Annotated in this window: 23 protein-coding genes and 8 pseudogenes; 10 read left to right on the plus strand and 21 right to left on the minus strand. The window is 63.3% G+C overall.

Annotated elements, in window-relative coordinates; genetic code table 11:
- Nucleotides 1-237: 237 nt before the first annotated feature.
- Nucleotides 238-1,800: an adenylate/guanylate cyclase domain-containing protein gene (locus tag ACFLEY_RS38925; RefSeq protein WP_060909039.1), complete on the minus strand. Its 1,563-nt coding sequence runs from the start codon at nt 1,798-1,800 to the stop codon at nt 238-240.
- A gap of 192 nt (nt 1,801-1,992) precedes the next feature.
- On the opposite strand from ACFLEY_RS38925, the pseudogene ACFLEY_RS38930 reads away from it, so the two are divergent.
- A pseudogene (locus ACFLEY_RS38930) lies at nt 1,993-3,070 on the plus strand (enolase C-terminal domain-like protein).
- 5 nt (nt 3,071-3,075) lie between these two features.
- Here the strand turns inward: ACFLEY_RS38930 and ACFLEY_RS38935 are convergent.
- The 3 genes from ACFLEY_RS38935 to ACFLEY_RS38945 form a co-directional block, all read right to left on the minus strand.
- Nucleotides 3,076-3,966, minus strand: a complete 891-nt coding sequence (locus ACFLEY_RS38935) for a U32 family peptidase (protein ID WP_060909040.1) — start codon at nt 3,964-3,966, stop codon at nt 3,076-3,078.
- A 62-nt stretch (nt 3,967-4,028) separates the two neighbouring features.
- Entirely contained in the window at nt 4,029-5,006 is a 978-nt protein-coding gene (locus tag ACFLEY_RS38940; protein ID WP_396604995.1) for a peptidase U32 family protein, read from the minus strand.
- Complete coding sequence (locus ACFLEY_RS38945; RefSeq protein ID WP_236842140.1) at nt 5,006-5,587, minus strand: SCP2 domain-containing protein; 582 nt, start codon at nt 5,585-5,587, stop codon at nt 5,006-5,008. The genes ACFLEY_RS38940 and ACFLEY_RS38945 overlap by 1 nt, the downstream gene beginning before the upstream one ends.
- Between ACFLEY_RS38945 and ACFLEY_RS38950 the strand changes: the two are divergent.
- The 3 genes and pseudogenes from ACFLEY_RS38950 (at nt 5,587) to ACFLEY_RS38960 (ending at nt 8,336) form a co-directional block, all read left to right on the plus strand.
- A pseudogene (locus tag ACFLEY_RS38950) lies at nt 5,587-7,175 on the plus strand (UbiD family decarboxylase). The gene ACFLEY_RS38945 and the pseudogene ACFLEY_RS38950 sit on opposite strands and share 1 nt — an antisense overlap.
- Nucleotides 7,172-7,756, plus strand: a complete 585-nt coding sequence (locus tag ACFLEY_RS38955) for a UbiX family flavin prenyltransferase (RefSeq protein WP_060909041.1) — start codon at nt 7,172-7,174, stop codon at nt 7,754-7,756. Before ACFLEY_RS38950 ends, ACFLEY_RS38955 begins: the two are co-directional and overlap by 4 nt.
- 112 nt (nt 7,757-7,868) lie before the next feature.
- Nucleotides 7,869-8,336: an NUDIX hydrolase gene (locus ACFLEY_RS38960; protein ID WP_038967328.1), complete on the plus strand. Its 468-nt coding sequence runs from the start codon at nt 7,869-7,871 to the stop codon at nt 8,334-8,336.
- Between the two features lie 15 nt (nt 8,337-8,351).
- Here ACFLEY_RS38960 and ACFLEY_RS38965 read toward each other — a convergent pair whose 3' ends face one another.
- The gene (locus ACFLEY_RS38965; protein ID WP_011090359.1) at nt 8,352-8,822 is read right to left on the minus strand and encodes an L-2-amino-thiazoline-4-carboxylic acid hydrolase; all 471 of its coding nucleotides are present in this window, start codon (nt 8,820-8,822) and stop codon (nt 8,352-8,354) included.
- 217 nt (nt 8,823-9,039) lie between these two features.
- Here ACFLEY_RS38965 and ACFLEY_RS38970 point away from each other — a divergent pair, with 217 nt between their 5' ends.
- Nucleotides 9,040-9,351, plus strand: a complete 312-nt coding sequence (locus tag ACFLEY_RS38970) for a hypothetical protein (protein ID WP_249163638.1) — start codon at nt 9,040-9,042, stop codon at nt 9,349-9,351.
- A 34-nt stretch (nt 9,352-9,385) separates the two neighbouring features.
- Here the strand turns inward: ACFLEY_RS38970 and ACFLEY_RS38975 are convergent.
- Nucleotides 9,386-9,901, minus strand: a pseudogene (locus ACFLEY_RS38975) (IS21 family transposase); the annotation flags it as partial.
- A gap of 116 nt (nt 9,902-10,017) precedes the next feature.
- On the opposite strand from ACFLEY_RS38975, the gene ACFLEY_RS38980 reads away from it, so the two are divergent.
- Together ACFLEY_RS38980 and ACFLEY_RS38985 are read left to right on the plus strand one after the other, a co-directional pair.
- A protein-coding gene (locus tag ACFLEY_RS38980; protein ID WP_244433177.1) for an IS3 family transposase occupies nt 10,018-11,231 on the plus strand; the annotation gives its coding sequence in 2 pieces (ribosomal slippage) (nt 10,018-10,294 and nt 10,294-11,231; 1,215 coding nt in all).
- A gap of 576 nt (nt 11,232-11,807) precedes the next feature.
- Nucleotides 11,808-12,002 (plus strand): hypothetical protein, encoded by a 195-nt coding sequence (locus ACFLEY_RS38985; protein ID WP_171901138.1) that lies wholly within the window; start codon nt 11,808-11,810, stop codon nt 12,000-12,002.
- Nucleotides 12,003-12,139: 137 nt separating this feature from the next.
- Here the strand turns inward: ACFLEY_RS38985 and ACFLEY_RS38990 are convergent, their stop codons facing one another.
- The 5 genes and pseudogenes from ACFLEY_RS38990 to ACFLEY_RS39010 form a co-directional block, all read right to left on the minus strand.
- Nucleotides 12,140-12,511, minus strand: a complete 372-nt coding sequence (locus ACFLEY_RS38990; RefSeq protein WP_396604382.1) for a sugar phosphate isomerase/epimerase family protein — start codon at nt 12,509-12,511, stop codon at nt 12,140-12,142.
- 102 nt (nt 12,512-12,613) lie between these two features.
- Entirely contained in the window at nt 12,614-13,381 is a 768-nt protein-coding gene (istB, locus tag ACFLEY_RS38995; protein WP_038952109.1) for an IS21-like element IS1631 family helper ATPase IstB, read from the minus strand.
- Between the two features lie 4 nt (nt 13,382-13,385).
- A complete protein-coding gene (gene istA, locus ACFLEY_RS39000) occupies nt 13,386-15,143 on the minus strand; it encodes an IS21-like element IS1631 family transposase (RefSeq protein WP_129557431.1) in 1,758 nt (585 codons plus the stop codon).
- A gap of 66 nt (nt 15,144-15,209) precedes the next feature.
- Complete coding sequence (locus tag ACFLEY_RS39005; protein WP_396604383.1) at nt 15,210-15,719, minus strand: sugar phosphate isomerase/epimerase family protein; 510 nt, start codon at nt 15,717-15,719, stop codon at nt 15,210-15,212.
- 6 nt (nt 15,720-15,725) lie between these two features.
- Nucleotides 15,726-16,049 (minus strand): annotated as a pseudogene (locus ACFLEY_RS39010) (substrate-binding periplasmic protein); the annotation flags it as partial.
- A 120-nt stretch (nt 16,050-16,169) separates the two neighbouring features.
- Between ACFLEY_RS39010 and ACFLEY_RS39015 the strand changes: the two are divergent.
- Entirely contained in the window at nt 16,170-17,513 is a 1,344-nt protein-coding gene (locus ACFLEY_RS39015; protein WP_039183842.1) for an IS1380-like element ISBdi2 family transposase, read from the plus strand.
- 156 nt (nt 17,514-17,669) lie between these two features.
- On the opposite strand, the pseudogene ACFLEY_RS39020 reads toward ACFLEY_RS39015, so the two are convergent.
- From ACFLEY_RS39020 to ACFLEY_RS39030, 3 genes and pseudogenes are all read right to left on the minus strand, one after another.
- Nucleotides 17,670-18,137 (minus strand): annotated as a pseudogene (locus tag ACFLEY_RS39020) (ABC transporter substrate-binding protein); the annotation flags it as partial.
- 18 nt (nt 18,138-18,155) lie between these two features.
- On the minus strand, nt 18,156-18,482 hold the full coding sequence (locus ACFLEY_RS39025; RefSeq protein ID WP_249163484.1) for a cytochrome c: 327 nt from the start codon (nt 18,480-18,482) through the stop codon (nt 18,156-18,158).
- A gap of 90 nt (nt 18,483-18,572) precedes the next feature.
- Nucleotides 18,573-20,294 carry a PQQ-binding-like beta-propeller repeat protein gene (locus ACFLEY_RS39030; protein ID WP_038967340.1) on the minus strand — a complete coding sequence of 574 codons (1,722 nt, stop codon included), beginning with the start codon at nt 20,292-20,294 and terminating at the stop codon, nt 18,573-18,575.
- A 1,038-nt stretch (nt 20,295-21,332) separates the two neighbouring features.
- Here ACFLEY_RS39030 and ACFLEY_RS39035 point away from each other — a divergent pair.
- Nucleotides 21,333-21,523: pseudogene (locus ACFLEY_RS39035) on the plus strand (DUF892 family protein); the annotation flags it as partial.
- An 18-nt stretch (nt 21,524-21,541) separates the two neighbouring features.
- Here ACFLEY_RS39035 and ACFLEY_RS39040 read toward each other — a convergent pair.
- From ACFLEY_RS39040 to ACFLEY_RS39055, 4 genes and pseudogenes are all read right to left on the minus strand, one after another.
- Nucleotides 21,542-21,925: pseudogene (locus ACFLEY_RS39040) on the minus strand (hypothetical protein); the annotation flags it as partial.
- Between the two features lie 271 nt (nt 21,926-22,196).
- Nucleotides 22,197-22,538 (minus strand): annotated as a pseudogene (locus ACFLEY_RS39045) (DUF3147 family protein); the annotation flags it as partial.
- Nucleotides 22,535-23,140, minus strand: coding sequence for a cupin domain-containing protein (locus ACFLEY_RS39050; RefSeq protein ID WP_038967327.1), 606 nt, complete (start codon nt 23,138-23,140; stop codon nt 22,535-22,537). The pseudogene ACFLEY_RS39045 and the gene ACFLEY_RS39050, both read right to left, overlap by 4 nt.
- Complete coding sequence (locus ACFLEY_RS39055) at nt 23,127-23,702, minus strand: phosphatase PAP2 family protein (protein ID WP_211434416.1); 576 nt, start codon at nt 23,700-23,702, stop codon at nt 23,127-23,129. The genes ACFLEY_RS39050 and ACFLEY_RS39055 overlap by 14 nt, the downstream gene beginning before the upstream one ends.
- A 51-nt stretch (nt 23,703-23,753) precedes the next feature.
- Between ACFLEY_RS39055 and ACFLEY_RS39060 the strand changes: the two genes are divergently transcribed.
- The gene (locus ACFLEY_RS39060) at nt 23,754-23,993 is read left to right on the plus strand and encodes a PQ-loop domain-containing transporter (RefSeq protein WP_396604384.1); all 240 of its coding nucleotides are present in this window, start codon (nt 23,754-23,756) and stop codon (nt 23,991-23,993) included.
- 15 nt (nt 23,994-24,008) lie between these two features.
- On the opposite strand, the gene ACFLEY_RS39065 is transcribed toward ACFLEY_RS39060, so the two are convergent.
- The 3 genes from ACFLEY_RS39065 to ACFLEY_RS39075 form a co-directional block, all read right to left on the minus strand.
- Nucleotides 24,009-24,362 (minus strand): hypothetical protein, encoded by a 354-nt coding sequence (locus ACFLEY_RS39065; protein ID WP_060909048.1) that lies wholly within the window; start codon nt 24,360-24,362, stop codon nt 24,009-24,011.
- 24 nt (nt 24,363-24,386) lie between these two features.
- A complete protein-coding gene (locus ACFLEY_RS39070) occupies nt 24,387-24,635 on the minus strand; it encodes a hypothetical protein (protein WP_060909049.1) in 249 nt (82 codons plus the stop codon).
- 209 nt (nt 24,636-24,844) lie between these two features.
- Nucleotides 24,845-25,309 (minus strand): hypothetical protein, encoded by a 465-nt coding sequence (locus ACFLEY_RS39075; RefSeq protein WP_060909050.1) that lies wholly within the window; start codon nt 25,307-25,309, stop codon nt 24,845-24,847.
- Nucleotides 25,310-25,676 lie beyond the last annotated feature (367 nt).

A 25,676-nucleotide genomic window follows, 5' to 3' on the forward strand; every position in this document is an offset into this window, starting at 1 on the left:
ACCTTTTGCCGGGCTACCCCTCTCCCCCGCCCTCCCCCGCAAGGGGGGAGGGAGCGCGGTGTGCCGTGCGGTGAGAGCTGGGCTCACAAGCTCGACGAGTTCACTGACCCAATGCCGATTGTCATCACCTTGACGCAGCCACACGCACAACTGTGTTCCCTCCCCCCTTGCGGGGGAGGGTTAGGGAGGGGGGTGCCGCACGGGGACTCTCTCGACCGGTAAAGCGGCTGCGCACCCTCACGCCGGCTTCAGCGAGGCCAGCGCATTCTCCAGCAGCGAGCGCACACGCGCGGCATCGCCTGACTTCACCACCGCGGGGTCGAGATAGAGCTCGAGGCCGGGCGCGCGTTCGGTGATGATGCCGCTGTTCTCCGCCGCGGCATCGTTCAGCGCGTCGACCGAATAGGGAATCACCTCGCGGCTGATGCCCTTCATCGTGATCGCCGGCAGCGCGTCGGCGCGGACGATGTCGCTGACCAGAGCGAAGGTCTCGTAGCTCAGCACGATGCCGCCGGGCTCGGCGATCGATTGCAGGCGCGCGGCGAGGTTCGCCTCGGCACCGATGATGGTGTAGTCCATGCGGTCGCTGCTGCCGAAATTTCCGACATTGCAATAGCCGGAATTGATGCCCATGCGCGAGCGGAACGGTTGCTCGATGCCGGAGGCGCGCCACTTCGCATTGAGCTCGGCAAGCCGCTGCTGCATGCGCCAGGCCATCTGGAGGCAGGCCTGCGCATCGGCGCGGTCGCCCCTGGTCTCGGGGTCGCCGAAGAAGATCAGCATGGCATCGCCGATGAACTTGTCGATCGTGCCGCCATGTTCGTGGGCGATCGCCGACATCTCGGTGAAATATTCATTGAGGAGTTGCGTCAGTTGCTCGGGCTGGAGCCGCTCCGCGGTCGCCGTAAAATTCTGGATGTCGGAGAAGAAGATGGTGAGCTTCTTGCGCTCGGTGTGGATGATGACGTCCTTCTGGCCGGAGAAGATGCTCTTGTAGACCTGCGGCGGGATGTAGCGCGAGATCTTCATCGAGAGCGAGGCGAGGAAGTCGTTGGCGGATTCGAGCTCCTTGTTCATGCCCTTGATGCGGCTCGCCTGGCGGCGCTGGAGCGAGAGGAAGGACAGGCCGCTGCCAGCGGCGATCAGGAAATAGGCCAGCAGGAACTTGAACGAGAAGATGTTGGCGGCGATCGGCTGGGCGATGATCACCTCCTGGATGCCCCTGATATCGCCGACCTTCCAGTCCTTCTTCGGGCTTTCGGGGTGGCTGTTGTGACAGCTCACGCAGGCCGGGCCCATCGTGACGGGGGCGACGAGGCGGACCTTGTCGTTGAACAGCGAGGTCTCGGTCTCCAAGATCTTCTGTTCGGGATCCCTGCGCAGCGCGTCGAGCGCGTCCTTCTCGAACTTGTCGAGCTGGTGCGGCGCACGGTTCTGGAACGGGAAGTCCGAGACGAAGCGGTAGGTGATGTTCTCCTGCTGCGCGCCGATCACCCGTCCGAGCTCCAGCGACAGCGTCGCCGGGATCGGGATCGCACCAGGAACGGATTCGTAATTGTGAACCACCCTGGTCGTACCATCAGGATTGGCGATGATGCGCCCGACCACGTTGGTCGCGTAATAGCTGCGCACACTCGTGATTACCGAATTGAGATCGGCGGCCTGCCGGCGCAGCGCCGTCTTGGAGAGCTCGGTCAGGTCCAGCCACACCGCGAGCGGCAGAGCGAGCAGCAGGAACGCGATCGCGGCACCGGTCAGGACGCCGCTCTTGCGCTGTTCTTCGGCGATCTCCTGTTTCACACTGTGGCTCCGTTGTGTGCGCTTTTGTCGCAAACCTCCCGGGATTTGCGGCAAAGCCTGCGGCGGCACAGAGCCAACAAAAGCGGGCGCGCGCAACCCCATTTTATGGTGGTCGCACCAAGCGTCTTTCCGTTTCATCACGAAGGTTTAAGATCGGGGTCAACCTGCATTGATCATCCGGAGCCAGCACCCATGACCGAGACCGTCCGCATCAAGCGCTTCAATGCGCGGCCCGTGATCGTGCCGATGAACCTGCCGCTCCAGACCTCGACCGGGGCGGTTGCCAGGGCGCCGCTGGTGCTGATCGACTGCGAGACCGACCAGGGCGCCCGCGGGCACGCCTATCTGTTCTCGATCACGCGGTCGGCCCTGAAGCCGCTGACGGCGATGGTCACGGAAATGTCGGAGCTGCTTGCCGGCGACGAGCTGCTGCCGTTCGAGATCGAGCGCAAGCTGACCCAGCGCTTCACGCTGCTGGGCCTCGCCGGCCTGCAGCGGCTGGCGCAATCCGGCATCGACATGGCGGCCTGGGACGCGCTGGCCCGCAGCAAAGGCCTGCCGCTGGCAAGGCTCCTCGGCGGCGCGCCGAAGCCGGTCAAGGCTTACAATTCGAAGGGGCTCGGCATCATGCCGGCAGGCGCCGCGGTGGAGGAGGCGCACAGGTTGCTGGCGGAGGGTTTTCACGCCGCCAAGATCCGCGTCGGCCGGCCCGATGCGCGGGAGGATCTCGCGGTGGTGCGCGCGGTGAGAAAAGCCGTCGGCGATCAGGTCACGCTGATGTGCGACTACAACCAGGCCCTGACGGTCACCGAAGCCATCCGCCGCGGCGAGATGCTCGACGACGAGGGCTTGAGCTGGATCGAGGAGCCGATCCGCCACGACGACTACGAGGGTTGCGCCCGCATCGCGGACGCGCTGCGCACGCGAGAATTTTGACAGCGCCTTCTCGATGCAAGCGGCGCTGTCGGCGGAAGCCTGCGACTACGTGATGCCTGATGTGCAGCGCATCGGCGGCGTCACCGGCTGGCTCCGCGCCGCCGCGCTCGCGCATGCCGCCGGCATCGAGATGTCCACCCATCTGTTCTCGGAAGTCAGCGCGCATCTCTTGTGCGTGACGCCGACCGCGCACTGGCTGGAATATGTCGACTGGGCCGACGCGGTGCTTTCGACGCGATTGAAGATCAAGGACGGCTTTGCTCTGCCGAACGAGGAGCCGGGCAACGGCATCGCGTGGGACGAGGCGGCGGTGAAGAAATATCTGGTCAGCTGATCCGGCTACGTTCGCGCGAAGGAAAAGCCGGACTGGCCGCGAAGGAACCCGTTGGCAAAGGCGACGCCCGGGTAAAGCTCGGACAGGCGGCCATTTGCCTCTTCGGCTGACCTGCGCCCGTCGAGCACGTCGCGAAAGGTCTTTGCGACTTCGACCATGTCGCAATCCTGCGGCGACAGGCGCAGCGAGCCGATCCCGGCCTCGCGCAGCGCACCGATGTCACTGACGAGATTGGTGCAGGCATGCGACAGGGTCTGCACGCCGTTGATGGTCAGGAAATCCTGCTGGTCCAGCGTCTTCAGCGCGAGCCCGTCGGGGTCCTTCTCGCAGACGAAGCGGCAATTGTCCTTGGAGAGCTTGTGAAGCCGCGCATGGTAGCAGCGGGCCGCGATCGCCAGCGGCACCCTGCCGAAAGCGAATATCTCGATCACGGCCTCCGGCAGCGCCGCGGCGATCGCCGCCGCTGATGCGACCGGCAGTTCGGGCGGCAAGCAGATGCGCGCGGCGCCTTGCCGGACGTGAAAGGCCGCGCTGGTCTCGTTGTAGATGTTGACGAAGGGCCCGATGGCGTGCGGCCGGCCCTTGATCGACCTGAGGCAGGTGAGGTCGTTGACTTCGACCAGCGCGTCCCCGGCGGCGCAGAGCTCTTCGGTCTGACGCCGTTCGCGCCGCAGCGACACCAGGATCAGCGAGCCCAGCAGGACCTGCTTGCCGGCCTGCTGGAGGCGTTCGATCACCTCAGGCAGATGCCCGGCGAAGAACGGAGACCGTTTCGAGCACACGATCTCGCCGACGGAGACGACGTCGACCGGCGCCTCGTCGGCGATCAGGAAGTAGAAATCGCGCCAGCGCTCCGGCGCCCAATTGTACAGGACCGGGCCGAGACTAAGCTGCATCGGGGCATCTCTCATTCATGGCTGGACCGCCAGCCCTCGCTTCACCAGTCATCGCCCAACGATCATCGCCATGTCTTGCGATAGGCGCCGAGCGTGGAGGCCTGGCCTTCGGTGAACGGCTTCAGGCTCACGATATCGGCTTCGCTTCCATCCTCCAGCGTATCGAGCGCGCGGCGGAAGTGACGGACCACGCTCTCGATATAGGCGCGTCCGCGCTGGCGTCCCTCGATCTTCAGCGCGGCCACGCCGGCGCTCCGCAATCCGCCGAGCAGCGTCGTGGCGTCGAGGCTGACCGGATCCTCGAAAATGTAGCCGTCACCAAGCGCCGTCGAGAAGCGCCCCTTGCAAAGGGTCGGATAGCCCGCGGCTTCCTGGGGAGCGAAGCGGTTGATGGTGAAGCCGCCGAGCCGGGATGTCGTTCCTTTCGCGGTCTCCTCATAGGCCACGTGACTTGCCGGCGAGCAGACGCCCTGCATGTTCGGCGATTTTCCGGTGGCATAGGACGACAGGGAGCAGCGCCCTTCGGCCATCACGCAAAGGCCGCCGAACACGAACACCTCGGTCTCGCATGTCGTCTCGCGGGCGATCTCGGCGATCTCCGAAACGCTGAGCACGCGCGGCAGCACGACGCGGCGCGCTCCGAACGTCTCGACATAGAAGGCGATGGCGTCGGGGTTCGCGGCCGCCGCCTGCACCGAGACATGCAGGCGCTGGTTCGGATGGCGCCTTGCGACATAATCCATCAAGCCGATGTCGGCGACGATCAGCGCGTCCGCACCGGCATCGACGGCATCGTCCACCGCCCGTTGCCAGAGTGCCACGGACGACGCCCGCGGAAAGGTGTTGATAGCGACGAGGATGCGCGCGCCGCGTCCGTGGGCAAAGGCGATCCCCTTGCGCAGCTCGTCGCGGCTGAAGTTCAGCCCGAGAAAATTGCGCGCATTGGTCTCGTCGTTGAAGCCGCAATAGACGGCGTCCGCGCCCGCATCGATGGCGCTCCGCAGCGCGGCCGGCGTGCCGGCGGGACAGATCAGCTCCATCACGTCCGCTCCCGGGACGCGCCGGTCAACCTGTCCCGCGCGTGCTCGAACGAACGCCTGGCCGGCTCGCCCAGCGGACCGAACAGGGACGCCAGCTCTGCGGCCAGATCGAGCCGCGCATCGTCGATCGCGTTACGCAAGGCCAGCACCGCCTCCATGTCGCCCTCGATTCCGAGCTGGCGCGAGAACATCAGCGCATCGCCGTCGACCCTGCCCTCGACCAGGGCCAGCAGGTTCGCGAGCGAGGCGGAGACGCAGGCGTCCAAGCCGGATGGCAATTCGCGCACCACCGACAATCGCGCTGGCGCGGCCTCGACGATGAACGCGAACGGCAAGTCGGTCGGCTTGATTCCGAACCGTGCACGGCGATGTTCGCCGAGCCTGTCGAGCAGGCCGGGATTGCGCCTCAGGATCCGCTCCAGGAACCCACCGAGAACGAGTTGCAGCGGCAGCAGGGGCAAGGGACGCAGCGCGAGCGCGAGAAGCGGCGGGATTGTCGGCAACGGGCCGGACGCGAGGGACGAATGACTCATGGGACATATCTGAGCCGATTGCGCGCGAATGTATTTGAGCGGGAACAATGAGGAGCGAAATCGCTCCGGCTAGCTTCTGCTCCTTTCAGGAGATTGTCCGCTTGCAACGCGACGTTCCGCGCTTCCGCGAATTATCCGACTTCCTGCGCTTCATCGAAGGCAAGGGACAATTGCGACGCATTCGCGAACCGGTCTCCGTGGTCCATGAGATCACGGAGATTCACCGGCGCGTCATCGGCGAGCACGGACCGGCACTATTGTTCGAACGGCCGATCAGGGCCGACGGCCTACCATCCGGCATGCCGCTCCTGACCAATCTGTTCGGCACGGTGGAGCGGACCGCGTGGGGCATGGGCATCACGCCTGACCGGCTCGAAGAGCTCGGCGCGATGATGGCCGAGTTGCGCGCACCGCGCCCCCCGCACGGCGTTCGGGACGCCTGGCGCAAGCTGCCGCTGGCCCGCGCCGCGCTTGCGACCCGGCCGCGCTCGCGCGCAGCCGCGCCGGTGCAGGATCGCGCCGCCATGGGCGAGGACATCGATCTGACGAAACTGCCGGCGCAGATCTGCTGGCCGGGCGAGCCTGCCCCATTGATCACCTGGCCACACTGGTCATCACCGCGCCGCCGGCATCGCCGGCCGCCGACCAGGAGGAGAATGTCGGCGTCTATCGCATGCAGATCCTCGGCCGCGACCGCGCCATCGTCCGCTGGCTCGCCCATCGCGGCGGCGCCCGGCATCATCAGCAATGGAAGGCCGTAGGGCGCGACATGCCGGTCGCAATCGTCATCGGCGCCGACCCCGCGACCATCCTTGCCGCGGTAATGCCACTGCCCGAGACGATCTCCGAGCTGCGCTTCGCGGGCATCCTGCGCGGTGAGCGGCCCGAGCTGACGCCCTGCCTCACCGTACCGCTCGAGGTCCCTGCCACGGCCGAGATCGTCATCGAGGGCTTTGTCTCGGCGACCGAGACGGCGGCCGAAGGTCCCTATGGCGATCACACCGGTTACTACAATTCGGTCGAGCAGTTTCCGGTGCTGCGCGTCACCGCCATCACGTCGCGGCAACAGCCGATCTATCTGTCGACCTTCACGGGCCGCGCGCCGGACGAGCCGTCCCGGATCGGCGAGGCCCTGAACCGGCTGTTCGTGCCGCTGATCCGGCAGCAATTCCCCGAGGTGACCGACTGCTGGCTGCCGCCCGAGACCTGCTCCTACCGGGTCGCGATCGCATCGATCAAAAAGCGCTATCCCGGCCAGGCACGGCGGCTGATGCTGGGCCTGTGGTCGATGCTGCCGCAGTTCAGCTACACCAAACTATTGATCGTGGTCGACGACGACATCGACATTCGCGACTGGCGCGAGGTGATGTGGGCGGTGGCGACGCGGAGCGACAGCTCGCGTGATCTCGTGGCGCTCTCCGACACGCCGATCGACTATCTCGACTTCGCCTCGCCGAAATCCGGCCTCGGCGGCAAGCTAGGGATCGACGCCACCACGAAGATCCCGCCGGAGACGGAGCGGGAATGGGGCGAGCCGCTGGCGATGGATCCCGCCGTGATCGCCAAAGTCGATGCGATGTGGCCGGCGCTCGGCCTCGGCGGGATCGGCGGGCTGCAGCTACGCGAGCCCGCATGAGCGAGCGTCAGGGCGTGATCGTCGGCATCAGCGTTGCCTCGGGCGCGGCCATCGGCGTGCGCATCGTCGAGCGGCTGGCGGAGAATCCACGCTGTGCGGTGCATCTGGTGATCTCGCCCGCAGCCGAGCGTACGCTCGCCGAGGAGGTCGGCCCTTCGGCGCTGCCGCGCCTGCGCGCCCTCGCCTTCCGCGACCATGCGGTTTCGGACATCGGCGCCAGCATCGCCAGCGGCTCGTTTCCAGTCGGCGGCATGATCGTGGCGCCGTGCTCGATCCGGACGCTGTCGGCGGTTGCCTTCGGACAGCTCGACAATCTTCTCGTGCGCGCCGCTGACGTGCAGCTCAAGGAACGACGGCGCCTGGTGCTGCTGGTGCGCGAGAGCCCGCTGCATCTCGGCCATCTCCGCGCGATGGTCCAGGCCACCGAGATCGGCGCGATCATCGCGCCGCCGCTGCCGGCCTTCTATCTGAAGCCGCAGTCGCTGGCCGAGATCGTCGATCAGATCGCCTGCCGCGCGATCAATCTCCTGCACCTGCCGGACATTGCGGCGCCCGCGCAGAAATGGCACGGCGATAGATAAGCGTCAGCGCGCAGCTGCATTGAAGTCCGTCGTCTCGGGCAGGCCGTTCTGGCGCCGGTCGATGAGGGCGTTCATCGTTGCGCGCAGGTGCGACAGGGATTATCGATGCTGCATGACCAAATGGCGTCCTCACCCCCATATCCGCGTCGTCGCGACCGGCCTGCACTGGCGGGACGGGCGGCTGCTGGCGGCCGAGGTGCGCGACGATGCGGGCCGGATCAAGGGCGTCCGTCCGCTCGGCGGCGAGATCGAGTTCGGCGAGAGCTGGCGGGCGGCGCTCGTGCGGGAATTTTGCGAAGAGCTCGGCATCGACATTGCCATCACGGGCGAACCACTGGTGATGGAGAACATTTTTGCGCATGAGGGAGAGACCGGGCACGAGGTGATGTTCATCGCCGAGGTCGCGTTTCCCGACGGCGCGTTCAGCGGACAGGACCGCATCGATTTCCGCGAGGATAACGGCGAGCAGATCGTCGCGCGCTGGTTCGACCTCGCCGATCTCGACGTGGAGGGCGGACCCAGCCTCTATCCGACCGGATTGAAGGATCTGCTGCTGGAGGCAAGAGACGGAACTGCGTGAGAGGCGTCGCTCTCATCACGTTCCGCCCGTATCGCGCCGATAGCGGAAGTCGCAATGCGGCGCGCCTTGCATGATCGTCTGCGTGCGCGTGAGCCTGACGTCGGGGCCGAACCCTTCCGCGGTCGCGAAGTCGGCGGTGCAGACCAGGAGAAAGCCGAGCTCCGGCTCGCCCAGCGCCTTGTAGAACTCGGCATAGGCGCATCGCTTGACGTCGAACGCGAAGGCGTCGTGGCTCTGCTCGATCACGTCATAGGCGAGCGCATCGTCGCGGGCATAGGTCCCGAACGCCGACGATACGGCCTTGCCGAGATCGCTCTCGTTCTTGGCTTTCCAGAACTCCTCGCCGAAGCCGCGATAGAGATCGCCGAGCGCCTTGCGCACCAGCGCGTTGGCGCGCGCCTCGCCGAGCTCGGCCTGGAGCGCCTTGACCAAGGGCACCAGCACCTGGGCCTGGATCTTTGCCTGTTCGATGACGGACACGCTCATGGGCAACCTTCATCCGGGTTACTTCACGCCACAGCACGATAACTCAACTTGCTGTTGGCGGCGAGAGCTTGCCTGTTTCGTCCTATGACGTCCCAAAGCCTACGTTTCCGTGATGTCAGGGTTATCGCCGATCGTGCAATTCTGAAAACGTCGACGCAGCCATCAATGGTATGATGAGTACCATTCAAATGCCGCCGGCAGATGACCAGAGGTGAACATGATCCGACCCGAGATGTCTCCAAGCAACGTCAGGCCACGACGTTCTTCACGACGCCGTCATGTTGCGGCGGTGGCCGCGGCACTGTTTCTCGCCACCACGTACTGGTCAGTCGGAGGCGCGCAGGCTGCCGCGAATGACGCCGAGGCACGAGCCATCTTCGAGAAATTCATCGCGGCACAGAATGCGCATGATGCCGATGCGGTGAAGGCGATGCTCTTGAATTCGCCCGGCACGCTGCTGTTTGCCAGCGGCGAGGAGCCGCCGCAGGCGTACCAAGTAGTTCACGCGCTCTTGGAGCCTACGCGCTGACGGGGGCACGGGTCGCTTCCAGCGTCTTGCGCAGCTCGCAGGTGCTGGCAAGCTTGCGCCGGATCCGCTCGATGGCGGCCGGCAGCACCCAGTCTTTGAAGGGAGCACCGTTGCGCAAGGCGCCGGGTTTGCGGGCGAGCACCGGCACATATGCCAGGGGCCGTAGACGGTATCGCCGCGGCCAAAGGATCCCGGGTGCTCGGCAACGATGCTGCGACCGAGTACTTGTTGTTGTCGAAGCGCACCAGGTCTTCGAGACCGACGCCGTCACCGCATGGAAGCCGTCGAAGCGGCCGGCATAGGCAACGAGTTTGGGGCGTTCGCCTTCGAACACTTCCCAGATCGTCCGATCGACCAGTTCCGGATGGCGATGAGCCTTGGCGTAAGCGATGCATTTGTCGAGCAGCCAGGCGTTTAACTCGTCGAGGTTTTTGAACCGCAGCCGCGGCGTGAAGAAGCGTTCCCTGACCAGCCCGACCTGGTTCTCGACCTGCCCCTTCTCCCAGCCCGACGCTGGCGTGCATCGGTGCGCGTCGCAAGGATGGTGGGCAGTTCAGGTCAATCGCGTCGGTTTGACAGGCCACCGAGGACTTGAAATGGACCCCGGTTTTGGGACCAGAGGCTAAGTTGGAAAAGGGCCGCTCCGTTTGATAGACGGAGGGCATGATGACGAAGAAGACACGACGGAAGATCGACGCGGCGTTGAAGGCAAAGATCGCGCTGGAAGCGGTGCGGGAGCAGGCGACGGTGGCCGATCTGGCCCAGCGCTATGAGGTTCACCCGAACCAGATCTATGCCTGGAAGAAGCAGCTGCTGGACCAGGCGGCCCGGGCTTTTGACGCGGGTGTCGGGCGCGAGAGCGAGGAAACGCGCGAACGCGAGATCGAGAAGCTGCACGCCAAGATTGGACAACTGACAGTCGAGCGCGATTTTTTAGCGCGGAGGTCCGGAAGATGAGCACGCCGGACCGTCGAGGAATGCTCGATCGCGCCGACCAGGCGCTGTCGATCCGCCGGCAATGCATGTTGCTTGGCATCGCCCGTTCTGGGGTCTACCGGCCGCCACAGCCGGCCAACGACAACGACCTTGCCCTGATGCAGCGGATCGACGAGCTGTTCACCGCCTGGCCATTCCTGGGCTCGCGGCGAATGACCGCGATGCTGAAGGCTGAGGGGCTTCAGGTCAATCGCAAGCGCGTGCAGCGGTTGATGCGCAAGATGGGCATCGCGGCGCTGGGACCGAAGCCGAACACGACAAAGCCGGCGCCGGGCCACAAGATCTATCCCTATCTGCTGCGCAACATGACGATCGACCGGCCGAACCAGGTGTGGGCGGCCGACATCACGTATCTGCCCATCGGCCGCGGCTTTCTCTATCTCGTCGCCATCATCGACTGGGCGAGCCGTGCGGTTCTGGCGTGGCGGTTGTCGAATACGATGGACGTCTCGTTCTGCGTGGCGGCTCTGGAAGAGGCGCTGGCGACGTACGGCACGCCGGAGATTTTCAACACCGACCAGGGCAGCCAGTTCACCAGCGTGGCCTTCACCGGCGCGTTGGTGGGCGCAGGGATCAAGATCTCCATGGATGGCCGCGGTCGTTGGATGGACAATGTCTTCATCGAGCGGCTGTGGCGGTCGCTCAAGCATGAGGACATCTATCTCAAGGGCTATGCCGACGGCCGCGAGGCCAAGGCAGGGATCGCGAGCTGGATCGCCTTCTACAACGATCGTCGCCTTCATCAGTCCCTCGGCTATCGCACGCCGATGGCGGTCTGGCGCGAACGGATGCAGGCCGCGCAGGCTGTGGACATGGTGGACAACGCTGACGCGTTGACCACATGCCCACAGCAATTCCAGCAGACAGAGTCTCTGGCTGCGTGATAGAAAGGGATCAGGAGCGATCCGTTTCCAACTAACAAACCGGTTCAACCGGTCCCGCTCCGCGGGTCCATTTCAACTTCCGGTCAAGCCTGGTGAACGGACTTCCAGAACCGCTTTCATGGAGGGAGCGGCGGTCGCCAGATCGAAGAAGCCCAGGGAGGTCTGATAGGTTTACTGGATACGACAGAACGCAGTTGCTTGGGACGTCCCATGGTCGGACGACAAGATCGCTGCGGCGCGCACCCGGGAGCGCGAGACCAAAAATCAATTCTTCGCAGGAGAGACACCAGCAAACTTCTGGCAACGCTTCTGGCGCTGGCTATTCGGATAAGGGCTTCGGTCGGACCAAGAACAAGAGAGCATTGACTTCGCACAAGATGGGATGCCACTTACGCTTCGCCCACACCGGTTGGACGACAGCAAGCGCTGGGAGGAAGGCGATCAACATCGACGCAAAGATCTTCAGCAATTTTTTGCAAAACTCCCCCATCGAACGGACCCGGGTCAAGTATCGCAAATGCGATCGTTCGACCCGGCAATAAATTACCGTCTGATGCCTTGCACTCCGACTTCAACATGTTTCTTGAGCTTGCCCTCGTATTCTATGAAGCGACCTGCCGTGATCTGATCGTAAGGGTGCAGGCGCGGATTCGAGCACGGCAACGCCATCACGAGGTCAGCATTGCCTTCGCGATTCTTCAGCCGAACCATTCGCGTATCGGCGAAGTCGGTGGTCGCGCCGATGAAGACGATCGCGCATGCCAGAGCTGAGATCTGAGAATAGCCCCAGCTCCGGACCTTCGAAGCTGGGGCTGAGCCTCTCGATTGGGACCGGCAAGGGGATAGCCGGCAACACAATCTTAGCTCCTCCACCGAAGTCGAGGGATCACAATCCGGTGTCGAAATCGTCAAGGTGTACGTGGCAAAACAGAGCTGCGCGTCAGAAGTCGCTGACGCTTAAGGAAGGCGATGCTCGTCTGTATGCTCCGCATCGGATCAGCCGAAACGTCCTGTTCGACGAAAACATGTTGCACACCGCTCTCCGCGGCGGCTTCGAGTATCTCGGCGAAGTTAATCGTACCGTGACCAAGTTCGATGGTCGATCCGTTCTTTGCCATGTCCTTCAGGTGCGGGAGGCGAAATCGCGATGGATGCCCTCTCAAGACGCGCGCTGAATCGAGATGTCCCTTGGTTGCCCAGTAAACATCGAGCTCGAACATGACAAAGCGCTCATCGGTGCGGCTGAGCAGAACGTCGTATGGCTGGATGCCACCTGCCAAGTTCCCGAATTCAAAATCATGATTGTGCCCCGCGGGTCACTTCAAATTCCTCCGGGTGTGGTCAGTCAAATTCCTCCACCCGCGAGGCAGGACAAGGGACTGTTAGTTTGAGTTTGTTTCCCGGGCAAGAGCTTCAGCGGCTTCTTTGAGCCGATAGCTGCGTCCGTCGAACTCAAGCAGATGGCAATGATGCATAAGGCGATCGAGGATCGTCGTGCTCATAGTGTTGTCCCCAAGGTATGCCCCCCAATCCTGCACGACGCGATTGGAGGTGACGATGACGCTGCGGCGCAGTTTGTAACGCTGATGGATCAGGGTCTGCAGCAAAGTGCCGGCGTCGTCGGGGATGGCGCGTGCGAGGAATAGATCGTCCAGCACGAGGAGATCGCAGTCGATGATGGTTCGCAGCCGGACCTCGCGTTGTGCCGGAGAGTTCAGGGCGTAGCGGTGGAAGAAGTCGTCGGTCTCAAGATACTGGACCTTGTGGCTTTGCAGGATCGCCTGATAGGCAATCGCCTTGGCGATGTGCGACTTCCCGGTGCCAGGTTTGCCAACAAGCAGAGCGTTCTCGCCAGCGGCAATGAACGCCAGGGTGTGGAGCTGGAAGCAGGTCTGACGTGGCAGTTTGGGATTGAAGGACCAGTCGAACTCGGCGAGCGTCAGCTTTTCGTCGAGCCCGGATTGCTGGTATCGCCGCTCGATAAGACGGGACTGACGACGGTCCAGTTCATCCTGCAGGATAAGGGAGAAGGTCTCGAGGAAGGGCTGGTTGGCGCCCTGCGCCTGGAGCACGCGCGTCTGCAGCGTGTCGCGGACACCCGACAGGCGCAGCTGTCGTAGGCAACGCTCAATTTCCGGCATGGTCATCATGTGGCTAGGTCTCCAGTTTAAGGTGAGAAGGTGCAGCGGGAGCGCTCGTGGCGCCGGAGTTGGCCGGGGTTGCGCAGGCGACACGAGCGCGGATTGCCGTGGCGTGATCGTCGTGAGCCTCGGCCTGCCGACCATTGTCGTCGGCGTCGCGCCGCACAGCGCGGCTGAAGAGGTCGCCGTATTCCGCGGGGGTACGGATCAGCGGATGATCCTGGGTGAGCGGCGATGCCGGCTGTGGCGTCACTCCAACCTGCTCGATCGCCTGTTCGAACAACCGCTCGACGGTCGCACGCACGTGCTTGTAGCGGTAGATGCGGTTGTCGATGGCGTGCGCGCAGGCCTGCTCGACCAGCCGCGCCGGATACTTCCGGCCCAGCCCGACAATGCCCCACATCGCGCGCTGTCCGGGGCGCCCTTCGGTGTCGAACACCTGCTGGCACAAGGCCCTGGTCTGCGGTCCGATGCGCTCGGCGCTCGCCAGCAGCACGGCGGTTTGCCGCGACGGGTTGAACGGCCGTTCGCTGGTCGGCAGGACGACAGAACCGGGGTGCGCCATCCGGGAATGAACACGCAGCAGCGCACGGGTGTGGCGATCACGGATCTCGATCGTGGTGGTGTAGATGCGCACGACGACCTGGCTGCCGATCGGCGCGGGCCGCGCGGCGTAATAGCTGTTGTCGACGCGTACGGTGGTGTCGTCGCAGACAGTCCGGACGACTTCGGTGAAGATGCGGAAGGGAGCGACAGGCAGCGGCCGCAGGTGCGGCTTCTCTTCCTGGAACATCGCCTCGACCTGACGGCGCGTGCTGCCGTGGATGCGTTTGGAAGCCCAGTTCTCCTCCCAGTGCCTCAAGAACTCGTTTTGCGCCTCCAGCGTCTCGAAGCGCCGTCCGGCCAGCGCAGTGCCCTGGGTATGTTGAATCGCATTCTCGACGCATCCTTTCCGATTTGGATCGGCCACGCGCGCGGGATCGGCGACCACGGCGTAATGAGCCAGCATCGCGCTGTAAATCGGGTTGAGCTGGGGCTCGTACAAATCCGGCTTGAGGACGCCTTCCTTCAGGTTGTCGAGCACGACATAGCTGGGGACCCCGCCAAAATACCGGAACGCCTCTTCGTGGAGCTGCGCCCAGACTTGTTGGCTGGACTTCCAGACTACCCGCCGGAAGCTGCGCCGCGAGTAGCGTAGCGTCATCACGAACAGGCGGGGACGACGGTACCGCCCGCTCTTCGGATCAACCGTCGGCGCGCCCTCGCCATAGTCGACCTGAGCTTCCTCGCCGGGGAGGAACTCAAGACGATCAAACTGCTCAGGATCAGCGTGCCGCAACCGGCGCACAAACCGCTTGACACTCTGGTAGCTGGACGGAAAGCTAAATTGATCAACCAGGTCCTGGTAAATCGCCTGCGCGTTCCGCTTCAGCCGGACCTGTTCTTCGATCCACGTCCGATGCGCTTCGCAAGCCGAACGGGCCAGGCTGCTGGTGACCGTCGCTTCCGATGTCCCAAAAGCCGGTGGTCGGGGTGGAGGAATTTGGCCGTCCGCGCTCACCGAGCCGGTGGTCACTTCCCCGGGGGAATTTGCCTCCGCACCGGCCCGCAGCGCCTGATAACGCCGGATCGTCTTGCGATCGACACCCGTCAGCCGGTGAATCTCGCGCTGGCTGGTGTTGCGATCAAGTAATGTAAGTACGGTGCTTTGCAGATGTCGCTTCAAGACGTTCAACTCCCCGGCCCCTTGCTGGCTAAAGGGGTCGAACATAAACGTCCTGCCTGACCGGCTACTGCTGTTCAGCGGCGCTGACGGCGATCATCAGGTGGGGGAGTTTCAAGTGACCATACCCGGGGGATTTTGACCGACCCACGGGGTGTGATAGGCAAGCGTTAGCCCGGAACGCTGCGCCAGTTCACCGATCGTGTTCAGAGTGTCACAAATCCGCTGCCAATCATCGAGTGTTTGCCTTTCCGATACGTCCAGCCAGGGACAAACGACGAACCGGCTGTCGAGCAAATGGGCGATGTCGAATGCTGAGTTGGCGTTGTTCCGCAGGCTGGCGTAGTCGAGATGCAGCGATGGTGCGGTGAGATCCAGGCTGCGCAGGAGCTTGCGGGTGAGCCTCAGGTCGTTCCCGAGAATGCCGGCAAACTCCAGCTCGCGGTACCCGAAATTCGCGACTTTCCTCAGCGTTCCTTCGAAGTCGGCCTTCAGCGGGTCGCGGACGGTGTAGAGTTGGAGACCGATATTCCACAGTTCCCGACCGGAAACCGGCTCGATTCCCATCGTGGCACCGGCCGCGATCCCTCCCAAAACAGTGCGTCTGCTGAGTGGCGCCAGCACGCTCGGCTACCTTGGTGCCTGCAGTACGACGCCATAGCTCTTGTATATCCGATCGACGGTGCCATCGGTTCGTAACCGATCGAGAGCTCCATCCATGGCTTCGCGTAAGGCATCATCAGGGCGAACCATGCCGACGGCGACATTCCAGTTGAGATCCACCGTGCTCTCGTCGCGATCAAGGATGCGGAGCGCCTTGTCGGGATGCGTCAGATTGAAATAGCTCGCCACGGTGGGCGTCACCGCAGCGGCGTCGATCTCGTTATTCGAAAGGGCCTCGAGACTGTCGCTCTCGAAACCAAAGGTCGATGTAGGTACGTGCCGCTGACTAACCTGTCTTATTCGTAAGAGGCGCCCGAGAGGCTGGCGAGCGTGGTGTAAAGCGCTGATACGGCGTAGGATTCGGTTGTGAAGCCAACCCCATCACCTCCAACCGCGAACGCCACGCCCGCCATGACCGACGATACGATTCCGCCCTTCTCGTTTCCAGCCATTCACGCCAAGAAAGTCACAGCTGCCTTCGATGGTGGGCGCCTAACCTCGAACGGGGGCGTGATGCTTCTGGCGATGGCCGAGCGGCGTCTCGGCTTGGCCGACAATCTGGCCCGGGTGTTCCCGGATCGGCGCGATCCGACGCGGGTCGTGCACAGCCTGGTCGATATGTTCCGCGCGCGCATGTTCGCGATCTGCTGCGGCTACGAGGACGCCGACGACCTCGATCATCTGCGGTCCGATCCGGCATTCAAGCTGGCCTGCGGTCGCCTACCGGACACGGGCCGGGATCTGTGTTCCCAGCCGACGCTGTCGCGGCTGGAGAATGCTCCGCGCCTGCGCGACGTGATCCGACTGACCTACATTTTGGTCGACGCATGGATGGATAGCTACCCCCACGAGCCGGCATCCGTCACGCTCGACATCGATGATACCTGCGACGTCGTCCACGGCCATCAGCAGCTCTCGCTGTTCAACGCTCATTATGACGAACGCTGCTTTCTGCCGATCCACGTCTACGACACGGAGAAGAGCCGGCCCGTGGCCGTCGTGCTGCGGCCCGGCAAGACGCCGGGCGGCGTCGAGGTGCGTGCCCATCTGCGCCGCCTGGTACGGCATATCCGCACGCGGTGGCACAACACGCGAATTACGTTCCGTGGCGACGGGCACTATGCCCGGCCGGAGGCCATGGCGTGGTGCGAGACCAACGGCATCGACTACATCTTCGGTCTGTCCGGCACCAAGCCTCTCGCCAGAAAAGTCGACGAGGTCGCCGACGACATCCGCACCCGACGCGCCATCGAGAACCTGCCGGTTCTGCGTGGCTATACCGAGACCCGCCACAAGGCAAAGTCCTGGGATCGCGAACGGCGCACCGTCGCCCGTATTGAGGCGACGATGCTCGGCCTCGACATCCGTTTCGTCGTCACCAGCCTCGATGTCGGCTCGGCCGAGTGGATCTACGACAGCCTGTATTGCGCGCGCGGCCAAGCAGAGAATCTGATCAAGCTGCATAAGACACAGCTCGCCTCCGACCGCACCAGCTGCCGTTCGGCGCTCGCCAACCAGGTCCGTCTCGTGCTCCATACGGCCGCTTATTGGCTGATGCTGACCGTGCGCGACGCCATTCCCAAAGCCCGGGAATTGGCCACTGCCGAGTTCGCGACGCTGCGTCTTCGTCTCTTGAAACTCGCTGCCCGTGTGGTCGAGACCACGAGCCGCATTCGCCTTGCGTTTGCCGCGGCATGTCCCGAAGCCGACCTGATCCGCGGCTTGCCCGGCGCGCTGCTCCCGCTCGGTCCGTAACCGACCGGGCCTGCGCCCGCTCACCCGCCCCACTCCTCCATCGCCTACAAAACAGCTTGATGTAGAACCCGGTGAGAAAAGGCCGGACGGTCACCCACGCCAGCCGCCAGCCCCCGTCAGACGTCAAGAACGACCGTGCTCTCGTGAATAGATCGGGCTAATTATCATGGCTGCGACGGACCCGACCTGCACCCCGACCTTGGTATGCTCGTTGAGGCTCTTGAACGACGTAAGCGTGCTGGCGGATGGCACGGCCAACGCGACGCCCGTGCGATAGTACGGTTTCGAGATCCTCAAGTGAGTTTCGCCTTGCGCCTCGCGGTCGGCGATCACATCGAGAAGAATGTCACAGCCAGCGCTACGCATTTGGTACTGGGTAATGATCCAATCAAGCCTCAGGGAGACGCCGAGCTCCCGCGCCTGTGCTTGTCCCAATTCAACCTGAAATCCGGGAGGATCCCCGGCTTTGCTCGCGAATGGAAGCGAGTTCGGGTGAGCACATAACCCAAGTACGCCGGCCGAGCGGATTGTCTCGAGGGATCGAGCCCGTGCCGGCCCCAGCAAACCTGCCACCGCCACGATGATGAGCGGGAGGATCAGTTCTGTTCCGCGTACCTTGCGCATGGAGTTTGACTCGCCGGCTCATCCCTCTCGCGACTTTAATTCCCGGATGTACTTGATGATTTGGTCGATCTGAGCATCGCTGAAGGTAGAATCGAATGCAGGCATCGCGCCTTGTTTGCCGTTCTTGATACGGTCGCGAATAAAATCGTCATCGCGCGTCGTGTTCATGAGCTGCGGTCCCTTACCCGCCGCGCGGCCGCCATCGGAATGACACCAGCCGCAGGTCGTTGCGAACAGCTGCTTAACATCGAAGTTCCCGTTGTCCGGCGCAGCGGAATCCGTCTGCGCGGAGACAGGCGTGGCACATGCGAACCAAGTGGCCAGCGCCATCAAGCTCAATTTCATGACGCAGAACTCCACTTTCCGTTAGCCCTGACCGTTCCAAGGCACGGGGAGCGAGCTTCTGTCGCTCCCCGCCAGATTGTCCGAAAACCCCTATTTCAAGCTGTACACGATGAGCGCGCCATCATCGCGCGGCATGCTCTTGTAAACGCCGCCGAAGGTCGGCGCGTAGTCGTCCGACGCCATGCCGCCGAAGCCCGCGGTCACGGCGACATATTGCTTGCCGTTAACGGCGTAGCTGACGATGCCGCCCTGGTGGCCAGTGCCGTCGGAATGGCTCCACAGCTCGGCACCCGACTCGGCGTCGTAAGCATGAAGGGTGCCGCGCGAGTCAGGCACGAAGACGAGATTGCCACCGGTCGATAGCACGCTTCCAAGCGGCGGCTCGGGGTAGCGAACCTCCCACTTCTTGACTCCGGTCACCGGGTCGCGCGCGTCGAGATGACCGTAGATCTCGCCGCCCGGAGGAGGCGCGATCTTAAAGTCGGCGCCGATGTTGAGCTGGGCTTGGGGCGCGGTCACCGGTGTGGTCTTCATGACCTCGAGCGTCATGCACCATTCTTGGCCGAGCTTGTAGTATAGACCCGTCTTCGGATTGTATGAACCCGAGTTGAAGCTGACACCGCCGGAAATATGCGGGCAGAGGGGTTCATTGACCTTGCCTGCGGAGAAGTCGCGACGGCCGATCAACTCACCTGTCTTGGGATCGATATCCTTGACGAAGTTGCTGTTCTGAGTGATCCGCCAGACATTCTTGATACCCAAATTACGGTCATAGACGAAGATGTAGCCGCTCTTATTGGGGTGCACCACGAGCTTCTGCCCGTCGCGATCGAGCATTACAAACTCACCGACCGCGCTGTCGAAGTCCCATGCGTCGTGCGGCAGCTCCTGATGATAGAACTTTAGTTTGCCGCTATCGAGATCGAGACCGATCACTGAGGTCGTATAGAGATTGTCACCTGGGCGGGCGCCTTGCGTCTTGTAATCGGAGCCCGACCAATCGTAGAGCGGCGCCGGGTTCGCGGTGCCCCACAAGATGGTGTTAGTCTCGGAATCGTAGGTGCCTGGCATCCAGCCGCCGCCGCCGCCGGTGCGCCAGGAGTCACTGCCCCAAGTCTTCATGGCTTCGTCGGTGCCCGCAACCGTCAGGAACTCCCATTTCTTCTTTCCTGTGGCGGCATCGACAGCAAAGATCGGGCCGCGGCCCGGCCATTCGCCGCCCTGCGCGCCAATGATCACCGTGCCCTTCGCATAGAGGGGCGCGCCGGTGAAACCGACCGTCAGCTTTTGGGAATCGATAAGCTTGGTGTCCCAGGCGACCTTTCCAGTCTTCATATCAAGCGCGATGAGCCGGCCATCCATCGTGCCGACGTAGACCTTGCCTTCTCCGAGCGCAGCGCCGCGATTATAGGGAGAGTGCGTCTGCCGCGCGATCAGGGCTTCGTCAAGTTCGGGGAAATAGGACCAGATCACCTCCCCTGTCGCGCCGTTCAGCGCAAACACTCGACTGTAAGAGCCCGTGTAGTAGAGCACGCCGTCGGCCGCAAGCGGCATTGACTGCAAGCCACGGGTGGACCGTCCCGGAATATGGATCCAGGCAACGCTTAAGTTACCGACATTGCTCGTATTGATCTGCGAAAGGGGACTGTAGTGATAAGACTTATAGGAACCGTGATAAGTCAGCCAGTCGTTCTGGCCGCCGGTCTCGATGCGCGCGGTATCCACAGTTTGGGCAACGGTTGACGACGCGGCAAACGTCGCACCAATCGCAACAACCACAGGCAAAGACAAATAACCCCACCGTTTCTTCATATGCTCGTCCTCCATTTCATTTTTATGGCACTTGGTCATTGCCTTGCTGGGCGCGCTGCGCCCTGTTCATTTGTCGACCCGAATAGATACGGCGTGCCAACAATCTCACCTCGTATCATAGGAACCCCGGCATCGAGGCTTTCGTCGAGTTCCACTGAAAGGGCTGCTTTCCGCACGGAGATGCACCCGCATCTCGTCAGTCATTTCGTCCAACAGTTGTTTGCTGGGCACACGATATCGCCTGCAGGCAATGCCCGCGCTTATCGCGGCATTGCGGACGACTCGATTGACGCATCGCACAATCGGCGGCCGGCTTCCACTTTGCACATGCAGAGCGTTTGCAGCCATCGCGTCTAACTGCCTCTCAGCCTCGAATGGCCCATGCAGCGAGTTTCGGCTTGCTTGACGGCATCGTTGCCGCGGAATGTGGCGACACGGCGCCGAGTTGTATCATCCAAGGCGATTTTGTGAAGACGGCAAGCAGGTCGCGCACTAAACCGGGATTTCGTCACCTGAGCTGACCTAAAGACTTCACGGGCATCCCACACCGAAACGGCCGGCGCGTCGCATGGAAGTCCGTTCTTCCTTGGGGTAAGGCAGACTTCGCCTATCGACCAATCACGAGCGAGGAGAAGGCAAGCCCCCACGGCCTTACAGAACTACAGCCTATCAAGATTGTTCGCTTAACTCGCAGTGCATTCGACAGGACCAGGGCGCATTCCGCGATGGAGCATGAGACTCTGCTTGAAGCTGCGAAGCAGCGCCTGGATGCAAGCACACGAGCCAAGCGCCAGCGTTGAAAGACAGTCGAGCATCCGTTGGCACGATTAAGGCGCGCAGGAGAGCGACACAGTTCCTTACCAAAGCGCTCCCCAAATTAGCCGGCGAAGTGGCTCTATCGGTCTGGCTTATGGCCGCCATCCCGCGCCTGATCAGACCTTCTCAAACATCCATAGTGCCAGCACGCGCGTGCCGTATGTAAGCGCGACGCCTGTCAGAATCATTGCGATTGTTGTCCAGTCGCTGTTGAAGAGCGAGGCCATCGTCGCGAATGTGCAGGCCGTCGAGCACTCCGAACAGCTCGCTGAGCGCCCGGGCCGAGGAGCTTGGTCACGATGATATCGTGTGCTTCCTCACCAAATCTGAACGAAGAGAAGGCGGCCGGCACCATGCTCAACACAGTGGCGCCGCGCAAGGGCGTCAACGCCAAGGCTTCGAGCGCGGCCTGATCGAGTTTCAAGGCGGTTTCAGCGGCACCGCGACAACGCGGTGCCGCTGTCTCGTTGTGCCAATCGGGCAAGGCGGACCTGCCGGCGCACGAACCAGGCGGCGACGGCCACGGTCAGCCAAGCCAGCGAAGCGCCGATGAATGCGCCTGCGACGCTCCGCTCGACGAGGAACCAGAACACTGCGGCGAAGGCGAGCATACCGAGAGCGCCCAGTGCGGCACCGGCGGCATCTAGCGCGGCGGCCTCCCGCCCTCGCCGCCTCCCTTCGAGACCAGCCTCCCGTTTGCGACGGAGTTCGTGCTTCTCTATTAAGGTCGCGCTGGCGCAGAAGATCGCCGGGAGCGCGAGAAAGAGACCTTCGATCGACGCTCCGTAACGACTGCTGATCAATCCCGTGATGATGGGTAGGCGCCGGTGTCGGCTGGCCGCCTGAATTGGCGATCTCGCTCAGCTGCCGCTCGCCGGCAACGCCTTGCGGATTGTTTAGGGTCCTCTGCCTCTTCGCTGGCCTCAACTCAGCTGTGTCATGCTCATCGTTGATGAGGACCTCCTCGCTTGGCAGGCGGTTGCTCCCGCGGTGGCGGCGCCGCCTAGGCCGAAACGCACCAAGTATTCGTACCACCACCCTTCCCGCAGCGACGAGGGCGAGACCTTCATCGGAAGCCTCGCGCGTACCCCCCCCCGCGAGCGCCCATAGACCGAAGGCTGCGCCTAACCAGACGACGATAGAGACGATCGTCGCCGGCAACGCCCGCATCCGGGCGCGCATGAGGAGCTGGCAGACCAGGATGCTGTAGACCACCAGCGCGACCGCGCCGGCCATCATGGAAAGGCTTTGGGCCCCGGCGTAGACGGCGCCATGTTCATAAATCGCGATGCCCAGTGTCGCGAGCGCAACCGAAGGTGCCGCCCCGAAGAGGCCGGCGAAGCTCTTCGGCTTCAGCACGTCGCCCAACATCGAGAACGCCGAAACGACTGCGCCTCCGATCAGGAAACGGATGAGGTACTCGGTCATTTCGGCCTCTTCCAAAGCTTCTTGAGCGGCCCCGCGCCGCCATAGGCCGGGTCCTTGCGCGGCACCGGTACCTTCGGAATGGTCTTCAGCGCGCGCGGACGGTCCTCGACAGTCGTGCACTCGTCGTAGGTGCCTGCCGACGGATAGGCGCCGACGACGAGAGAGTCCTTGTCCGCCGCCAGGCATTGATGGCCGGTCCCAGCGGGCAGGACTACGACGTCGCCGGCCTTCAGCGTGAAGGTCCGCCCCTTGTTGCCGCCGAAGCGGACGCGCCCCTTGCCGCGCGCTATCCCGAGGACCTCGTGGATTCTCGAATGGTAGTGAACATAGTCGTAGATGCCGTCGCGCCAGCTATCCCCCCATCCGTTGCCTTCGAACAGGTCTTCGAGCACCGCCGCAGGATCGTGCTGCTCGTCGAGTCTGACGGCGCTTCGGTACAGCATCAGGGGCCAGCGCGGGTGATTGGGCACAAGGCCGTCATCCCTAAAGCGGACCACGTGTGGCTTCCGCGGACGAGGCAGTTCGGAAGCCCGACGCTTGCCCGGGCGACGAAGACCGGTGGCGCGTTCGGCGTATTCCTTAAGGTCCTCAAGTAGCGGCATTATCTGTCTCCTTGACGGGATAGCCCGTCCATAGGCGAAGCATTCGTTCGAGCGCCGCACCAAGGGCGAAGCCGGCGACGACGTCGCTCGCCCAGTGCGCCAGCACGACGATGCGCGTCAGACAGAGGCCCACCGCCAGCGCGCGGATCGCCCGGCGGGGCCCTGCCGGAAGTGGCCCCGCCGCCGATGCCAGCGCGCCCATGTGCAGGGCGTGTCCCGACGGAAAGGCGTCTTCGCGTTTGCCGGAAAACGAGATCCCGTGAACATGCCCCAACACCGTCTTCCGGTCCGGACGCGTTTGGTCGAAGACCGACTTCAACAAGTGCGGAAGCACGGAGGCCGCAGCGGCCACAAGCAGCGCATGATTGCCGGCGCGGCGCAAAGGCTCTCCTTGCGTACGTGACAGGATCCAACCCGCTGCCGCCAAGGCCAGAAGGATTTTCTCGTCGGCGCCCCAGGTCAACCCGCGGGCGACCGTTTCCGCACAACGGTTAGTCTTGCGCGCCACCGTCCGCGCGATCCTCTCGTCGATCTTGGTCGGTTTCACGGTGAGAAGGGACATCGATCCTCTGAAATTCAACAGGGAATCCTATAACGCGGGGCAGCTCTCTGGGTGCCAAGCGTTCGCGCCGAGGAACGGCCGCTAGTCGCCCCCGTTGACGGACCATGTCCGGCTCTCTCTCTCTCTCTCTCTCTCTCCACCTACCTCGGCAACATCGCCGCTTTCCTTGCATCGCTCTCCTACATTCCGCAGGTTCGGAAAGCCTGGCCGCGCAATTCCACGGACGATCTTTCGCTCGGCATGCTGACGGCACTGACGCTGGGGCTCGGCCTCTGGGCCTGTACGGCCTGATGCGGGAAGATTGGGTCATCGTGCTGTCCAACGTTCTTCCCGCTCGCTGATCTTGGGAGCGGTTCGCTTCGCCGGCTTAGGCCGACGCTTTTCACGCTGAATTCGGTTCTCGCCGGACTCCAGATTGATTGGTAGATCGGAGTGCTCGGCAAAACGTCCGGACGACCCCGCCGGCCGCGTGAGGACCACGCCCGGCTTCGACATCGTCGCGGCGACCACATCCGGATCGTCCGTCTCCTTGGCGACGCCCTGATGGAAGAGATTGCTGTCGGCGCCCCACGCCTCCAGCGGCGCCTTCATCGAGGGCGCCGCGATCGCAAGATCGTAGAAGCCCAGCGAGGTCCGAAATGTCTTGAGCTTCCTGGCCATGGAGCGTGCCGGCCCGCGGATTTCCTAGCGCCGGCGCGCGACCCAGAGACCCAGCAGGAACGCGACGAAGAGCGACTGCAGGGGGGCTTTCACGGTCACCTCGCGCAACTGGTCGGCCCAGCGCACCGCCATGTCCGATTGGGGTGAGTGCCTTTGAAATACTCGCGGCTCCGCCCGGCCGCTCGGCCCAGCTTCCGATGCCCGCTCGATGCCGCCCTGAGCGTCCGTCAACCCGGAGGGTTCCGTCATTGCCGAAGCTTCTTTCATATCCATGCGGCTCTCCTACAAGGGGGTCAGGCCGACTTCCGCTGCGGCTTGGCCGAGGGCTTCTTGGCGGCCATTTCCTTCGCCGGCTTCTTCCCGGTGATCGACATCAGCATTTCCTTCTGGCCAGCCGATACTTTCTCCGGCTTCTTGGCCGGCTTGGCCGAACGCCGAGCCCAAGATTCCAGAAACCGTCGCCCGACGCGAAGACGGATGGATCACCCGCCATTCAGCGAGAGGCTGATGCGCGTAACGATCCCATCCCAGGCGCGCTCTTCGCTGGCCGGATAATTGATCAGCACGCAATGGACCAACCCGCCGGAGAAGTTGCGGCGGTCATACCAGACCTTGTCGCCCTTGTAGCTGGAAACCGCAAAAAACCGCGGCGTCACTCTCTTGTACTGAATGCGCGCCGGCAGTCCTTTTTTCGCGAGGAAAACAGCGGGCGAATCGCTCCCGACGTTGGGAGCAGCCTGTATCGTGAGGTCGGCGCGGCCGTCGGCAGTTCGAAAGCGTTGCCCGTAACCGTCCGGCCGGCCCGCTTCTTCGGTGAAGATCGAATAAGGGAAGTCGACCGACGTGCCGGTCTGTGGAATGCGGTAGGTCGTCCACCTTACGGGCTGCGCCGAAACCGAAGCGGCCGAGACAGCGAAAATGGCCATCGCCAGAGCTGTCGCTTTCATCAAACCTCCTCCTTCGCAGACCCCCACCGAGACATAGGCAGCGAGCCGGCTGCATCCCTTCATACCAGGAAAAGCCGCGAGGCCAATTACGTTCCAAGAGGCCTGATCCTTCGCCATCGATGCCTCTCCGCCGAGAAGCAGATGCGAAAGCACCACGCTGACGCGTTCGAGGCAGGGGATCGATGGGCCGCAGCAAACATCGACCGGCGACGTGAGTATCCGAAGGCACGTGACCTCCGGGCGGCCGCTGAGCAACCTCGGTACATGTGTCCCTTACGGCGGAAACGATCAGCCGTCTGCCGCGCCTCCCCAGCAGCCCGCGACCGCCCTGCACCGCAGCCCGTCCCGCCCCGCGTCGCAACCAACT

The sequence above is a fragment of the Bradyrhizobium sp. YCK136 genome (genome assembly GCF_044570075.1).
GTDB lineage: Bacteria > Pseudomonadota > Alphaproteobacteria > Rhizobiales > Xanthobacteraceae > Bradyrhizobium > Bradyrhizobium diazoefficiens.